General features: G+C 36.2%; 10 protein-coding genes. 4 read left to right on the forward strand and 6 right to left on the reverse strand.

Annotated elements, in window-relative coordinates; genetic code table 11:
• Positions 1-42: 42 nt before the first annotated feature.
• On the reverse strand, positions 43-2,331 hold the full coding sequence (locus ACE1OF_RS08170) for a TonB-dependent receptor domain-containing protein (RefSeq protein WP_448893794.1): 2,289 nt from the start codon (positions 2,329-2,331) through the stop codon (positions 43-45).
• A gap of 268 nt (positions 2,332-2,599) precedes the next feature.
• On the opposite strand from ACE1OF_RS08170, the gene ACE1OF_RS08175 reads away from it, so the two are divergent.
• On the forward strand, positions 2,600-2,815 hold the full coding sequence (locus ACE1OF_RS08175; protein WP_448893795.1) for a hypothetical protein: 216 nt from the start codon (positions 2,600-2,602) through the stop codon (positions 2,813-2,815).
• Positions 2,816-2,910: 95 nt separating this feature from the next.
• On the opposite strand, the gene lldD is transcribed toward ACE1OF_RS08175, so the two are convergent.
• Positions 2,911-4,050, reverse strand: a complete 1,140-nt coding sequence (gene lldD / locus ACE1OF_RS08180; protein ID WP_448893796.1) for an FMN-dependent L-lactate dehydrogenase LldD — start codon at positions 4,048-4,050, stop codon at positions 2,911-2,913.
• Between the two features lie 501 nt (positions 4,051-4,551).
• On the opposite strand from lldD, the gene ppk1 reads away from it, so the two are divergent.
• Positions 4,552-6,648 carry a polyphosphate kinase 1 gene (gene ppk1, locus ACE1OF_RS08185; RefSeq protein WP_448893797.1) on the forward strand — a complete coding sequence of 699 codons (2,097 nt, stop codon included), beginning with the start codon at positions 4,552-4,554 and terminating at the stop codon, positions 6,646-6,648.
• Positions 6,641-8,203: a Ppx/GppA phosphatase family protein gene (locus ACE1OF_RS08190; protein ID WP_448893798.1), complete on the forward strand. Its 1,563-nt coding sequence runs from the start codon at positions 6,641-6,643 to the stop codon at positions 8,201-8,203. Before ppk1 ends, ACE1OF_RS08190 begins: the two co-directional genes overlap by 8 nt.
• Before the next feature lie 237 nt (positions 8,204-8,440).
• Here ACE1OF_RS08190 and ACE1OF_RS08195 read toward each other — a convergent pair whose 3' ends face one another.
• Entirely contained in the window at positions 8,441-9,010 is a 570-nt protein-coding gene (locus ACE1OF_RS08195; RefSeq protein WP_448893799.1) for a TetR family transcriptional regulator, read from the reverse strand.
• A gap of 166 nt (positions 9,011-9,176) precedes the next feature.
• Between ACE1OF_RS08195 and ACE1OF_RS08200 the strand changes: the two genes are divergently transcribed.
• Positions 9,177-9,827 (forward strand): glutathione S-transferase family protein, encoded by a 651-nt coding sequence (locus ACE1OF_RS08200; RefSeq protein ID WP_448893800.1) that lies wholly within the window; start codon positions 9,177-9,179, stop codon positions 9,825-9,827.
• 268 nt (positions 9,828-10,095) lie between these two features.
• Here ACE1OF_RS08200 and ACE1OF_RS08205 read toward each other — a convergent pair whose 3' ends face one another.
• The 3 genes from ACE1OF_RS08205 to ACE1OF_RS08215 form a co-directional block, all read right to left on the reverse strand.
• The gene (locus ACE1OF_RS08205; protein ID WP_448893801.1) at positions 10,096-10,326 is read right to left on the reverse strand and encodes a hypothetical protein; all 231 of its coding nucleotides are present in this window, start codon (positions 10,324-10,326) and stop codon (positions 10,096-10,098) included.
• A gap of 199 nt (positions 10,327-10,525) precedes the next feature.
• Positions 10,526-13,192 carry a TonB-dependent receptor domain-containing protein gene (locus ACE1OF_RS08210; protein ID WP_448893802.1) on the reverse strand — a complete coding sequence of 889 codons (2,667 nt, stop codon included), beginning with the start codon at positions 13,190-13,192 and terminating at the stop codon, positions 10,526-10,528.
• A gap of 130 nt (positions 13,193-13,322) precedes the next feature.
• A complete protein-coding gene (locus tag ACE1OF_RS08215) occupies positions 13,323-16,154 on the reverse strand; it encodes a hypothetical protein (protein ID WP_448893803.1) in 2,832 nt (943 codons plus the stop codon).
• Between the last annotated feature and the right edge of the window lie 166 nt (positions 16,155-16,320).

A 16,320-nucleotide genomic window follows, 5' to 3' on the forward strand; every position in this document is an offset into this window, starting at 1 on the left:
GTTATCATTTAGGTATTACAATTTTTAGTTGGATTTTTAGAATTAAAAACTAACCGTTACCGTCATTGAGGCAGTACGTGGAGCACCGATAAAGAACGATGTGCCATTGCCTGTTCCCGTTGATAAGTAACTTTCATCAGTAAGATTATTCACAACAAAAGCAACATCAAATGATTTAAATATGTTGTTATTAAGCGTGCTGTTATACCCAGCATTGAAGTCTAATACAGAGTATGAATCAGCCACACCTCGCTCACCAGTATACTTAGCAGAAAGACCAGCACGGAACTTTTCAAAAGTGTAGTTAGTTGAAAAAACAAACATGTCATCAACCGAATCAACCACTTTAGTGCCTGCTTCAAAGCCTGGTGCATTACCAACATAAGTTGAATCGTTGTTAGTGTATGATGTGTAAATATCCCAATTGTCATTAAATCGGTAGCTTGCACTTAATTCAAAGCCCTCTGACTCAATACCGCCTACGTTAAGGTAAGTTCCATTAGTACCTATTGTGTAGTCAATACCTGATGTGTCGCTGCCGGGTGCTATAAAAGTAATGCGGTTATCAAACGTTATTGAATAAAAAGTAGCTGATAAATCTAAATTGGCATTGTTATAACGAAAGCCAACATCAATATTTTCAGCAGTTTCAGGCTCTATTTCATCTAATGTTGATGAACCTCGCTCTAAAACACCGTCTTTAATTGCTGAAAAGTTTTCACTGTAACCTGCAAATAGTTCTAAATTAGCATTCACTTGATAAATAACACCTGTACTAAATAAGGTATCTGAATCGCTATTTACTTTGGCTGTTACAGCTTTTGCAAAGTTGTCATATTTTTCTAAATCAACAAAATACTGTTGAACACCAAGATTAACGGTGAAATCACCAAAATCAAGGGTGTCTTGAACATACAGTTTCAACGTATCTGTTTGAAAGCTATTGCTGTATTGTGTCCAATACGGTGTTTCATCAAAGTGATGATATACACGAGCATCTATAACTTTATGCCAATCACGAGATTCATCACGATCATTAGTTTCAGCCCATAAGCCAAAAGCAATATCATTGATTCCAACCGACCATTCAAAGTTAGCCGTTAAACCTAAGCGGTCTTTTTGATAATGAGTATGACGATAAGACATAACAGGCACCGCATTTCGGTCGTAACAAGAAGGTGCTAAACCTGAACCTGAATCCCACGGCCAAGATAAATTATCAGTGCAATCTGCCGCGGGTGTTAATGGGTTACCCAACTGGTCGGTAAAACCGTATGAGCCAGCGATAGAGCCCCCTTCATTTGTAGGGTTTCCTTCCGCATCAACAGCCGCTACTAAGTAAGGAGGTATCCAATCACCTCTACCTTCGTTTTTATGCATATAAGGCGTTATTTGAAAATGCATATTAGTTGAAATATCGTATTCAAATTTCACGTAACCTAAGGTGTTTTCACGTAAGGTAGACCAGCCTTCTGCAAACATTTGATCAAAGTGAGGTATACCTGTCCAATTCCACGTTAGTTGGTCCCAATCAGGTGTTTGCTCAAACTGTTCTTTACTTACTGAATTGTAATTATCTTCATCAGCATCATCGTAAGACAATCGTCCTGTAATATTAAGTTTACCTAAGTCGGTGACAAATTTTAATTCTGCATGCTCTCTTGTCATGCCACCATTAGAACCCTCACCCACCCAACGGCTAGTAGAGGTTGTAGAATAACTAGCATAAGCATAGGTATTATCAAAAAGTAAACCTGTGTCGTGACGAACATAATATCTAGACGCATCATGATCGCCCGTTGTTAGTGCAAATTTGGTTGCTTTTTCAAACTCAGGCATAGCACTAACAAAATTAAAGGTTCCGCCTAATGCCTCTAATGACGCAGACGAAATATCTGAAGTCCCTTGCGACACTTCAATCGTTTCCATATTTTCTGAATCAAGATACCGATTAGCTTTTGCACCACCACCGTAGTTAGAACCACCATTTGGAATACCATCAACAGTCATCCCTAATTGTTGTTGATTACCATCAATACTAAAGCCACGCATAGTAATTGACGTAGACCAGTCATCGCCACCAAACGCATCCCCTTCATTTATACTTATACCGGGTAAATTATCCATTACCGCTAATACACTAGAAATATTAGACTGCTGTTGAGTCATTTTTACATCTATTTCATGATTAGCATGCGAGAGCTTTTTAGCAACTACGGTAACTTCTTCAATTAGATCATTTTCCTTGTTTACTTTTTCAGCTAATACATTCGTTGTTAACGTGGATGAAATAGCTAAAGCGATCAATGTTTTTTTATATAAATTGTGCATGATTTCCCTTAAAAACAAATAGTTAAATAATAATAATTGCGGGGAAATATACGATAGAAATATGACAAAAAATGGGGAGAAAAGTGACATAATTATTAATTTAAGGTGTCACTTTTATTAATCATCATAGGTGCAGCCATTTACACGAAAAGTAAATATGATAAGGATCAATGCACCTGAAACCTGACGAAGGTTGCATTTTATAGACAAACACCTATGATAAGTTCTGCTAAACCTTTCATTCATCGACTAAAAAGGGAACGCGTATATGGAAACCAACAAGCCCAACGAGATAAACCAAAGCATCGCCAATTTTGCTGCCATCAAAACCACTATAGCCAATAACGAAGAACAACGACTTAAAGAATTACTGGCAGGTCAATCGATGCTGGCGCTTGAAAAAAGCTACCTCATTGACCTAGCCAAACTAGGCAACAACCAAGTAATTTTGAAAATATTGAATGACATTCCAGTGACAGAATAAATCTGATCTTTTGCTGTGATCTAATAAATCTTATCCAGCAAAAGTAAATTTATGTCTTATAAACTATTACAGATAAAAATGTTCCTTGAAACTATTTAATAAATATTAATTAAAGACTCCCTAGTTAAATCTTTGAGTGTATTTGCACCACATAATGTCATTGCAACACGCATTTCTTGTTCATAAAGCTCAATAAGATTTTCAACACCAGCTTGTCCTTTTGCTGCTAATGCATAAATATATGAACGACCTAACATTGTACAGTCTGCCCCCAAGGCTAACATTCTAACAACGTCTAACCCTGAACGAATACCTGAATCAACCACTATTTTTAAATCACCTTTTACTGCGTCTGCAATGCTTGGTAATGCTTTAGTAGATGATAAAACACCATCTAACTGTCGACCACCATGATTTGAAACGATAATACCATCAGCACCAAACTTTACTGCATCTTTCGCATCGTTTGGATCTAAAATACCTTTAATAAGCATTGGACCATCCCAAAATTCTCGAATCCATTCCAAGTCTTTCCATGAAATTGATGGATCAAAATTATTACTTAACCAACCAATATAATCTTCTAATTTTGTGACTTCTCCGCGATAAGCAGAAATATTACCTAAATCATGAGGTTTACCAAATACACCTACATCAAATGCCCATTCAGGGTGACACATAGCTTGCAGCACACGACGTATAGCTGCGTTTTTACCACTCATGCCTGAATGCATATCACGATAACGAGCGCCAGGAACAGGCATATCTACAGTAAAAATTAACGTATTAACACCAGCGGCTTTAGCTCGTTCTAATGCATTTTTCATGAATCCACGATCTTTAAGTACATAAAGTTGAAACCACATAGGACGCTGAATTGTAGGAGCTACTTCTTCAATAGGACATACAGAAACAGTAGATAAAGTAAACGGTACTCCTTTTTTATCTGCTGCCTTAGCTGCTTGAACTTCACCACGACGTGCGTACATGCCTGTTAAACCAACAGGGGCTAAAATTACAGGTAAATCTAATTTTTCACCAAATAATTCAGTACTTAAGTCAAGTTTAGACATATCGTTCAAAACTCTTTGTTTTAACGCAATATTAGCTAAATCTTCAGTGTTTTTACGAAGTGTGTGTTCATTATAAGCACCACCATCTATGTAATGAAATAAAAATGGAGGAAGTTTAGCTTTTGCCGCTTTACGATAGTCTGATGGAGATGAAATGATCACAAATTAAATCCTTATTAATATATACCTAGTTGATCTTAGGTTAATTTATTCTAATAAAATTAAACCTAAAATGATAATGACAGAAGTATACGTTTTTATTTTTAACGAATAAATGTTAACAATGAAAAATACTATTTCCTAAAACGTCTTAAATCAAAATAAGATTATTTGGTGCAGAAGGATCCACACAAGTTTTTATGGTAAAAATTGTAGCAGTTTTAGTTGACTCGAAGGATGAGCGCCACGGATGGTTGTAGCACTCAGGCTTGGTAAGTATTGAACTTGCTTTGGTAAGGTGTGATAATTTCATCGATTACCCATCTTTGCTCATATAATAATTACGCTAATTCTTTCTAACAAATAAATGTAATACTTAAGTTATATAAATATGACGGTTTCATTTCACGCAGCAGAATAAAATCTGCAAGTCATCATAAAAATGCAACATCCATCTATTACAGTGCCTGTGTTATCTATAATGATGTATGGGGTGTTTAAAATATGACTTTTCTTGAAAAAGAACTAAGTTGGCTATCGTTTAACCACAGAGTTCTACAAGAAGCTCAAGATGAGACAGTTCCGTTGCTGGAACGTTTACGCTTTTTGGGGATTTACTCAAGTAATATGGACGAATTTTATCGTGTGAGAGTTGCCAATGTACGAAGAAAAGTATTACTTTCAAATTCCACAGCACATAAAGAAGAATCCATTTTATTATTTGAAAAAATTCAACAAAAAGTAATAGCACTCCAAGACGTTTTCGATGAAACCTATATACTGCTATTGCAAAAATTGAAAACAAAACACATTTATCTTATTAACGAAATACAACTTACTGACGAACACAGTTTATGGTTAAAGCAATATTTTAAAAATAAACTTCGACGTCATATCTTTCCATTAATTTTGACCAAAACGACTAATTTAGCCGATCATATAAGTGATGATGCAACCTACTTAATGGTATCTATGTCTAAAAATAAGCTAAAGCAATATGCTTTTGTGCGGGTTCCTAGTAGTAGTGTGCCACGTTTTATTATTTTACCAAATAAAGCAGGTGAAAATAACATCAGCATTATTTTGCTTGATAATGCAATTCGCCATTGTTTAATTGAAATTTTTAGTGGTTTTTTTGAATTTGATTCCATCAATGCTTACTCAATGAAACTAACAAGGGATGCTGAATTCGACTTGAGCAATGAATTTAATCAGAGCCTTTTAGAGCAAATGTCGTCGAGTTTAAAAAAACGTATTAAAGCCGAGCCTGTCAGGTTGGTTTATGATAGAAAAATGCCAAGTGACATGTTGGTAACGCTAAAAGAACGTTTAAATATAACGTCGAATCAAGGATTGATTTCTGGCGGACGTTATCATAGTTTTAAAGACTTTATTGAATTTCCAAGCCTTAATGATAAAAGCTTGGAACATGACAAACTTCCTGCTTTAGATAACCGTTACTTTACTCAATTTAATAATGCCTTTTTGGCCATTAAAGTGCATGATATTTTGTTACATTACCCTTACCATAAGTTTTCATATTTTACTGAGTGGCTACGTCAAGCAGCATATGACCCTAAGGTAGAAAAAATTCAGATTTCACTGTATCGTGTAGCCAAAAAATCTCGTGTTGTTGACTCTTTAATTGAAGCCGTGAAAAATGGCAAAAAGGTCTTTGTTAATGTTGAGTTAAGGGCAAGATTTGATGAAGAAGCAAATCTTCACTGGGCAGAAACCTTATCAAATGCTGGAGCTCAAGTCTCATTTGGTATTTCTAATTTAAAGGTGCATGCTAAAATTTGTTTAATTAGCCGCCGTGAACAAAATGAATTAGTACATTATGTACATGTTGGTACAGGAAATTTTCATGAGAAAAACGCTAAAATTTACACAGATTTTAGCTTATTTACGTGTAACACAGACATCACCAATGAAGTTGAAAAGGTGTTCGAGTTTATCAAAGCCCCTTACCTTAAGTTCAAGTTTAATCATTTAATTGTGTCACCTTTGAATACCCGAAATAAGTTTGAAACGCTTATTGATAATGAAATCAATGCCGCTAGACAACAAAGAACAAGTGGTATTACATTAAAAATTAATAACTTAGTAGACACGGGATTAATTAGAAAACTATATCAAGCAAGCAACGCAGGTGTAAAAATTAAATTAATTGTTCGCGGTGTTTGTTCCTTATTACCAGGTATTCCCAACCAGAGTGAAAATATTACCGCCATTAGCATTGTGGATAGATTTTTAGAGCATCCGCGAGTGGCAATATTTGAGAATAATGGAGAACCCTCTGTTTATATTTCTTCGGCAGATTGGATGCACCGAAATATTGATGAACGAGTTGAAGTGGGGTGTCCAATTTATTGTCCCAAAATAAAACAAAACATAATTGATATTATTACCATTCAATTAAATGATAACTGTAAAGCAAGAATCATTAATTCTTCTCAAAATAATGACTATCAAAATAAAACATCTAACATGAGTGTTCGTTCTCAAATTGAAATATACCATTATTTAAAAGAGCAACAAATGTCTAAAGTTGTCTCTTTTAATTCAAATGTAAATAAGCGTGTTATAGACCATGCCTAGTAACGTCACTGAATTAAAGAGTGTTAGTGAAAGTAACCATATAAAAAATGATGAGAAATTACATCAAATTAAAAACCATCTTGTCGCTATTGATTTAGGCTCAAATAGTTTTCATCTTATTATTGCTCAAGAAAGTGCTGGCTGTTTGCAAGTATTGTTTCGTCAAAAAAAAGCAGTAGGATTAGCCGCGGGTTTAGATAATGATAATATGCTCAATGTAGAAGCAATTAAAAGAGCAATGATATGTTTGAGAGAATTTAACCTGTCTTTAAATCATTTATCAGGCAATGCAATTCGAATCGTCGCTACTCATGCTTTACGTAAAGCTAAAAATGTTCAAACATTTCTGGATGAAGCTAAAAAAGTGTTTCCTTACCCTATTGAAATTATTTCAGGAAAACATGAAGCTGAATTAATTTATAAAGGCGTTGCTCATACACAAAACTTGTATGGAAAAACGTTAATTATAGATATTGGCGGTGGTAGTACTGAATTTGTTTTAGGTAGAGGTTTTAACCATAAAATAGCTGATAGTATAGAGATGGGATGCGTTACTTTTAAGCAAAAATTCTTTACCGATGGGGAAATAACACAATGCAATATGGCGCAAGCTAAACAATTTGCACTAGAGCAATTAACTTCTTTAGCCCAAAAGTTTCATAAACATAAATGGGGGGCAGTTTTAGGAACGTCTGGTTCTGTAAAAGCAATTTCTCAAACCATGTTAGAGCTTTTTGACGATTTAGTGATTAATCAAAAACGTTTAAGGCAATTGTCAGAACAATTAATTGAATGGCAACACTGTGACAATATTAGGTTCAGATCTCTAGATCCTCACAGACGCCCGATACTGGCAAGCGCAGTTGCGATACTTTCAAGTTGTCTTGAATATTTAAATATTGATGAAATCAATTTTAGTACAGGTGGTGTTCGCGAAGGCGTTTTATATAGCTTAAGTAACTCTCGTACAGATATTGATACTCGAGAACGAACGATCCAAAACTTAATTAATCTACATCATATTGATCATGTATTTAGTAAACGTATTATTCATCAAATTAACACCTTTAAAAATAACTTAAAGCACTCGCCCGTACATTTATCTAATGACGATTTACAATTATTGTATTGGACAGCGAGGTTGCATGAAATAGGTATTGCAATTAATTCCAAAAAACATCAGGTTCATGGAGCCTATATTATTAAAAATAGTGACATGCCAGGTTTTAGCTTGGATGAACAACAATCTGTAGCTCTTTTAATTCGTAATCATAAAGGGAAATTTAAACCCGAAATAAAGAATGATTTACCATCACATACCAATCCACGTTTACTGTTTTTATTGCAACTATTTCGTTTGTCTATATTGTTAACCGAAGGACGTCAAAAACAAACAAAAAACTCTGGTACTGTATGCTACATAGATGACACCTTAACAGTGAACACTTCATCACGCGAGTCAATTATACAAGCACTAGAAAAAGAGGTAGTTAGTCAAGCAAGTATCGGATTAAAGCTTAAGATCACTTGTAGGGACAACGTTTCTATTAACTAAGTTGTAGTAGTTTCAACCACGATCTTAGTTATAATTGCTCAAGTTTTTCACGTTGTTCAGCAACTTTAATTCGGATATCAAAATCACGATGTAAGCTCTCATTACTATAATCAAACGCGGTCGCTTCAGTTGTGTTTTAGCGTTTAAATGTGTTTGTTGATTTTGCCTGATTAGATTTCAATTAACTTGTATAAAAAATCGTCTAATTAAGTGACCAAATTAACAGTTCTTAACAGTTCAGCCTAGTAACTTACTTTGACATGCTATTAATAATCGGTCGGCTAGTTCATCATCATTAATAGCTCTTGAAATTGCCATACCACCAATCAGCAGCACTGCTTTTTGTAAAGCTTGAGTCATCTCTTGTTCAGATTTAATTTCAGGTTCCCCCTGACTATGCTGTTTTGTATCAAGCTCAGTTAAGCGATTAACAAACCCTTTAAATACTTTTGTGTAAGCATCGCGAACTTGTGAATCTCGTTGCGTAATATCTGTAACCATAAAGGCTAAAGGACAACGAACAAACTCCCCTTCTCTATGCATTGTACTTAAATACGTTTTTACAAAAGTCTCCGCAGAAGTATTTAAAAATGTTGTTCCTATTTTACTTGCTGAATTTAAAACGGCTTCTGCATACAACTCAGATTTTGACTTAAAGTGGCTATAAAAAGCACCTCGTGTTAATCCTGCCTCAGCCATCACGCTATTAATCCCAACTTGTTCATAACCATTTAAGGCAAATAATTTAGCTGCGCTTGATAATATACGCTGTCTTGTTGTATTTTTATGCCCTGCATGCCACGCCACGTTATTTACTCCTATATAAATTAAGTTCGCTGCCTGTGAGTTTTTCAATGCTATTCATCATAATTCACTTTATCACAATTTAGTTTTACAAAAATTAAAATATGTTGTTGAACATATTTTAAATAATAATATGATGCAATAAATCCCACTATAAAGAGAAAGTAAAATGTCTAATCATATACATATATTTGGTCTACAATTTAGTACCTTTTGTCGTAGTATTATGCTTTGCTGCGAAGAGAAAAATATTCAATATACTATTGGTTTATCAGTAGGAGATAAAGCCATTGAACATAAAAGCGAAGCCCATTTCGAACTTCACCCTTTTGGTAAATTTCCAGTACTTATTGACGGTGAAAATAAGTTATTTGAAACGGCGACTATCTGTCGTTATTTAGATGAAAAGTATTCAGGTACCCCGCTGCAATCAACTGATATAAATACAAAAGCAAAAATTGATCAATGGAGTGCCGCTATATCTACTTATATTGATAAAGCATTAGTGAGAGATTATCTTTTAGAATTTGCTTTCCCAAAAGGAAAAGATGGCACAATAAGAATGGAAGTACTTGCAGAAGCTGAGCCTCAGGTAATTAACACACTAGAAAAATTAGAATTATTGTTATCTGACAACGAGTTCATTTGTGGCAAACAATACAGCATTGCTGATGCATTATTGACCCCTATTTTAGATTACCTTTTCTTTTTACCCGTTAAAGATCGTTTATTTCAAAAAATGCCAAAACTTAATCATTATATTCAACGTATGCAACAAAGGCCTTCTGGGGTAAAAGTATTAACGCATAAAGTTAAATAACCTGATGGATGATCTCCTGTATCAATTATTGTCTTTGAGTTAGGAATAAAATGTTAGGATAGCAGCAGTATTTTAATATACTGCTATACCACAAGCATAGACTGAAACCTGTTTAACAATAAGTAGTCATCATACTTGAGTAGTATCAGCAAAGGTTACCGATGAATATCTAGTGTCTCTGCTAAATCAACAACTCTGACCTCTTTGATTACAAATATTGTACGTACATAGCATTAATACGCCAACCGACTAAACCTAAGAAATTAAACTAATTGTTTATCATTTTTCTATGAGATGATTTAGGTTTAAGTATCGTAAAACTTATTTCATAAAAGTCACCTTTATGATTAGAGCTTTCAAAAGTTACTTCAAATGAAGTTGTATTGTTGCCCAAGTCATTAACAATCAACTCTTTCAGTTTTTCTAACTCTGCTTCAGTGGCTAAAAGATTAGAAATATTTACATCTAATTTTGCATTTTCATCTAGCGCATTACTCATTATATTCCCTGCAATTTGATTTTAGTTTTTACGAGGCGCTCACTAAAAATTAGGTATAGACTTAAAACCTTATTGAACACCATTTTGGTCGTTAATAATTTCACTAAAAAAAGGCTTGTGATTACTCACAAGCCTTTTTTGTTTTTCAGTACTTTATTCGTTGTAAAAATAGTTAACCGTGCTTAGCTAAAGTTCTGTCTTAAAAGTCCCATTTTAAAGCCACTTCAAATCGTGTGCCTTTGGTTTCACTTTGTATTAGCGTATCTTCAAACTCTATCGACTTATCTTCACCTAACAAGTTTTGTACTTTAAACGTTACCGTTGAAGAAAACGTAGGATAATAGGTATACACAACATCTAATGAATGAAATGGTTGCTCGTAAGCATCATCCTTACCTTCAATGCCAGGTATAATAATACGCTCGCCAAACACATTATATGCTAGCGTTGCACTGTGGTTTCCATTTGGTGCATCCCAGCCTAAATTGAAGTTAAGCACATATTCTGAATGACCTGTCATTCTACGCGTTGGGTTGGTAACACTAGTAGATACACCCGTTTGTTCAACAACATTTTGGGTATCAATGTTAATTTCAGAATCACTTAACGTTACATTACCCGACAAATAAAAATCGGCTCCGTTAATCGCTCCTAAATCTCCCAAGAAGGTAAAGTCTTTTAAAAACTCCATTTCTACACCGTAAACGTAGCCGTCTTCGGCATTCGCAATACGAATAAGTGATGGGCCATCTTGCGCGGGTGATTGCACTGATTCAATGGGCATATCCATATCTTTATAGAATAAACCAACCGACAAGCTTTCACCTGTTTCCATATACCATTCCCAGCGTAGGTCATAGTTAATGATATCGGTACTTTCTACCCCTGGCGTTCCACCAATAGGAAAGCCTGTTAGGGGGTCAATAAATGTGGCTGGTGCTACTTCACGTAAATCAGGACGTATTGTTGATTGTCCTACTGATGCGCGAAGTTGCATTTCACTATCTAAAATATAGGTTAGTGCTAAAGAGCCAAAAAGCTTATCTTCTTGAAAAGCTAAATCGGCTAAATCTTCTTCTGTTGGCTCTGATGGTAAATCAAACTTGCCTGTTGCGGGGTCTAACGGTGCAACCACTTGTCTGAAGTCTTCGTAACGAACACCACCTACCACTCGCCAGTTTTCATTAAAGAAAAAATCAGCTTCTACGTAATAAGCATCAATCATTTGTGCTGAATAATAATCGTCGCCAGCAACGGATGTATCACGAATGATATTGTCATTACCACTTAGTGCCTGATTTAACATAACATCGTTAGTAAGAATGCTATTTAGCTGACTACCTGTGAAGTCCATATCACTGAAAGCTAAGGTGTTAATATCTATTCGTCTGGCAAAGGCTTCTCTTGATTTTTCAACAAAATTTCCGCCAAACTTTAGCTCTATTTCAGTCCCTGATACATTAAACGGTAATGATAAGTTATAACCATAGTTTTCTACTTCGTCATTTAAGTCTTGAAAACTATAACGTGTTGACGTACTTGCTCTTCTTAATGAGCTTTCATTAACGTAGTCAAATACACCGTCTGCTGGCTGGCCATTGTAACCATCTTGAATAATATAACGTGTTTCAATATTACCTGGCGCATAACGATTAGAGCGCGCGTTTGAATAAAACCAATCAACGCCTAAGCCCCACCAATCATTTAGGTTGTGCGTACCACGTAATTGATTTGAAATCATTTCACGTTCTTCGTATATAATTTCGCTATCACGTATTCTTAAACCATCACTGAGTAATACGTTGTTAGTATTACCTCTTTTGTCGCTTACTTGATCACGGGTGTCATGCAAAATAAGCGAGGTAAAATCAAATCGATGATCTCGCATATACTCTAAGCCTAAACTTAGCATGCCTGAAAAACGTACTGAATGTTCGGTAGTGTCGACTTCATCAAAACCACGAACTAAAGTCCATTTTTCGTCTGATCCTTTCGTGTAATCTTGCCCTTCATAACCTTCTGACACTTCCCATTTGTTGTCATAAGAAATAGCCGAAAGGAAACCTAAGCGAAAATCGTCAAAATCAATTTTATTACCCAGTGTTATGTCTAACCCCGTATTCGGGTCAATACTTTCACTGATTGGATCATAATCACGATTAAGTTGCGCTGCTATTTGACGGTTGTCTTCTTGGCTTAAATCATTAATAGAGGAAAAATTATTCCACAACTGTGTTAAGTCATTGGGTGCAGCTCGCGTACCATCATCCTTACCATACCAATCATCACTGCCACCATTGTACGTTAAACCATCATCAAAGTTATTGGTGTTACCCCCAAGCTTGCCTTTCATATTAAAAACAAAGTCAGTCGGTATAGTTTTTAAACGTACATCAACATTACCGCCAGCAAAATGAGCGGGCATACTTGCAGAGTAAGATTTTTGAACCGATAGTGATTCAATAATACTTGATGGAAACAAATCTAACGGAATTACGGTTCTTGTTGGGTCAGGACTAGGAACAGCGGCGCCATTTAACTGCGTGCTAGAATATCGCTCACCTAAACCACGAACATAAATAAATTTACCATCAACTAAGGTAATACCTGTAACACGACGAAGCGCGGCGGCAGCGTCTGAGTCACCTGTACGTGAAATTTGTTCGCTTCCTAAAATATCAGCAACAAATGCTTGGTTTTTACGTTCTTGCATTACAGCAGTTGCTGTACCTTTTAAGCGACTAGCCTTAACCACAACTTCTTCCATGGCTTGGCTGTCATCTTCTTCTGCTGCTACTTGCCCCGTTGTTGCCATTATAGCAAGTGCCAGAGAAGACAAAGCAAAAGATTTAAACTTATTATTCATTGTAAACCTCATGAAATAGGTAATTGAACATGAATACCAATAACATTAATGTTAAGTGTTTAAATTAATTACATTGGTATGAAACGCTGCAGTACAAAGGTGTACTGCAGCATTTTGGTTAGCTAGTCTGTTATTCTAAGCCTACAGTCCAGCCAGCAGTCCAGTTGTTTCCTTGAGATACCGCGCCAATGTGATTAGCGTTGTCAAAGAAAGCATTACCTGTAAAGTCTTTCGGGGTGGTTGTATCAATAGTAAAGATACCATTTAATACGGCACTCATACCGGCAGCCGTTGAGTTGTTTGTGTTTAAGGTTGGGTTTTGATTTAAAACCCAATCTTGAGTATCAAGTAACACAGTGCCATCAGCCGCTTTAGCATTTTTGAAGTTTTCATCACAAGCAAATACTGAGTTAGAAATAACCGTATCACCATTTATTGCTTGCTCTGCCGTTACTGATGACGTACTGCCACCTTCAATTTCAAAACATTCGCCCATGCCTGAAGTACCCGTTACCACAAAGTTATGTAAGTGTGCTTTGGTTCCTTCACGTAAATACACACCTTCTGAAGCTTTGTCTGGTGTATCAAATCCGTTACCGATAATGGTCATATTGGCAATAGTTGGATTAGATTGAGGCGCTTTATTAGGCGTTGAACCGTCATTATCAGCTTCAATTGCTCGGTTTGCTTCGCCATTGTTATTAGCATGTTTTACTAAAACATATTGTAAATTACCGCGGTAACCGTTATCCCAGTCAACACTGTCATCTTTGTTTGCTGTAAGTACAACGTATTTAGCGTTAACAGTACCGCCAAAGAATTCAACACCATCATCAGCATTGTCATGTACTTGAATATATTCTACCTTGGTACCTGAACCAACACCGCCAAACGTAATACCGTTTAATTCATTGTCTGGGGCAATTTCATAACCCGCATGCTTAACAACAACATAACGTAATGTACCTGAACTATCGGTATCATCAGTACCGCCAAATACAGCACCTTCTTCTACGCCTTCCACTTGTAGAGCACAATCGCTACCATCGGTTGGACATTTATTAGATTTAGCATTACCTAAAATAACAATACCGCCCCATTGACCTGAGCCAGTAACACCATTTGTAATATCTTCGCTAGAAGTAAAAGTAATTGGCTTAGTTGCTGTGCCGTTAGCTTCAATTTTAGAATCACGGCTAACCACTAAGTAATCACCACCTGAACGGCCATAAATTGTTGTGCCAGCGTCAATAGTTAAGGTTGCGCTGTTGGCTTTATCTTCACCAACAAATACAGGGCCATTTAACGCGTATAAGTTATTGGCTGTGAGCGTTAAATCACTAGTAATTGCACCCGTTATTTGACAGGTGGTTGTTGAACCATCGGCAGGTGTTATTGAGGTAGTGCCCGTAGGACATCCTTCGGCTTCAGATGCTGCAGTAGCCGTTACTTCACCACCACCAAAACCAAATGCCCAACCTTGACGCCAGTCAGTAGTGCCATTTAATGCACCAATATAGTTAACTGAATCAAAAAATGCGTTTTGTGTATTGGCTACATCTTGGCCAGCATTAGCCGTAATAAGCGGCGAGTTCGTATCAGGAATACCTGATTCACCAATTAAAATTGACGAGCTTATACTGTTAGAAGATTCAGCGCTGAACCAAGCTTGTAAATCAAAGTCTGTTGCGTCTTTAAAGTTTTCACCTTCACAAGCCATAATGACATTTTGCATTACAATTTTATCACTATTAGCGTTATCAACGGTTACACCACTTTCAAACTCTAAACACTCACCCATTTCACTTGGGCCTGTGATTACTGTATTAAAGATTTTAGCTGCTGTACCTTCGCGTAAATAAATACCTTCAGAATCTTTGTCTGCTGTATCGAAGTTATTACCAATAATGGTCATATTCGAAATAATAGGATTAGATTGCGGCTCTTTACTTGGGTTGCTGCCGTCATTATCAGCTTCAATGGCACGGTTAGCTTCGCCTGAGTTATTAGCATGTTCAATATAAACATGTTGTAGCATACCTTTAAAGCCGTTATCCCAGTCAACACTGTCATCTTTGTTGCCCGTTAACACTAAATGTTTCGCGTTAACTGCACCACCAAAGAATTCAACACCGTCATCAGCATTACTGTGTACTTGAATATAATCAACTGTTGTACCTGAGCCTACACCACCAAAGGTAATACCGTTTAGTTCATTATCAGGGGCTATTTCATAACCCGCATATTTAACTACAACGTACTTTAAAACACCTGAGTCATCTTCCCAATCAGTACCGCCAAATACAGCGCCTTCACCAACGCCTTCAACTTGAAGCGCACAATCACTGCCGTCAGTTGGACATTTATTTGATGGTGCATTACCTAAAATAACCACCCCACCCCATTGGCCTGCGTCTGTTGCTTCACCTTGAACATCTTGTAAAGATGTCATAATGATTGGGCTATTTTTTGTACCTTCAGCCATGATTTTAGCGTCGCGGTGAATAACTAAATAATCATTACCTGATTGACCAAAAACTACAGTGCCTGGCTCTATGGTCAGTACAACATCGTTATCACCGCGCGCTTGTTTGGCTGAAGAATTACCACCCACTTCTAAGCCACCACTAATGGCATACATAACGGACTTGCCAGTGCTATCTTTAGCAACCAAGGTAGTATTTTCAGTAATTTTACCATCAAGCACTTGCACTTGAACGTCAAAGCCCATAGCCGCAGATACTTGTATACTCAAGGCTGAGTTTGCCTTACCAGCTAACACGGTTGAATCTGGAGTTGATGGCGTTGTTGAGTCAGGGTTATTGATCACAGTATCGCCTACTGAATTATCAACCTTAGACTCAAGATTAATATCGCCACCACAAGCAGCAAGACCAAAAGATAAAGCAGTAACAATTGCTACATTAATAGTGTTGTGCTTAAAGATTTTATTCAATTTCATGTTTCTCTCCGAAGAGTTGGTTGTTTTTAATTGAGGACTAATTAATTTTTCCAACATGCTACAAGAGAAAAATGACAGAAATGTTTTAGAATTGTGACCCTTTTTTTACAGTAATATTTCGACTTTATGACAAAACATTAAATACAGAGATAATGGCGATTAAAAA

Source organism: Colwellia sp. E150_009 (genome assembly GCF_053543955.1).

What these genes read in the sequence shown, in the direction of transcription:
- ACE1OF_RS08170 (WP_448893794.1), bottom strand. Translation starts at nt 2,331, where the DNA reads ATGCACAATTTATATAAAAAAACATTGATCGCTTTAGCTATTTCATCC.
- ACE1OF_RS08175 (WP_448893795.1), top strand. Translation starts at nt 2,600, where the DNA reads ATGGAAACCAACAAGCCCAACGAGATAAACCAAAGCATCGCCAATTTT.
- ppk1 (WP_448893797.1), top strand. Translation starts at nt 4,552, where the DNA reads ATGACTTTTCTTGAAAAAGAACTAAGTTGGCTATCGTTTAACCACAGA.
- ACE1OF_RS08190 (WP_448893798.1), top strand. Translation starts at nt 6,641, where the DNA reads ATGCCTAGTAACGTCACTGAATTAAAGAGTGTTAGTGAAAGTAACCAT.
- ACE1OF_RS08200 (WP_448893800.1), top strand. Translation starts at nt 9,177, where the DNA reads ATGTCTAATCATATACATATATTTGGTCTACAATTTAGTACCTTTTGT.
- ACE1OF_RS08205 (WP_448893801.1), bottom strand. Translation starts at nt 10,326, where the DNA reads ATGAGTAATGCGCTAGATGAAAATGCAAAATTAGATGTAAATATTTCT.
- ACE1OF_RS08210 (WP_448893802.1), bottom strand. Translation starts at nt 13,192, where the DNA reads ATGAATAATAAGTTTAAATCTTTTGCTTTGTCTTCTCTGGCACTTGCT.
- ACE1OF_RS08215 (WP_448893803.1), bottom strand. Translation starts at nt 16,154, where the DNA reads ATGAAATTGAATAAAATCTTTAAGCACAACACTATTAATGTAGCAATT.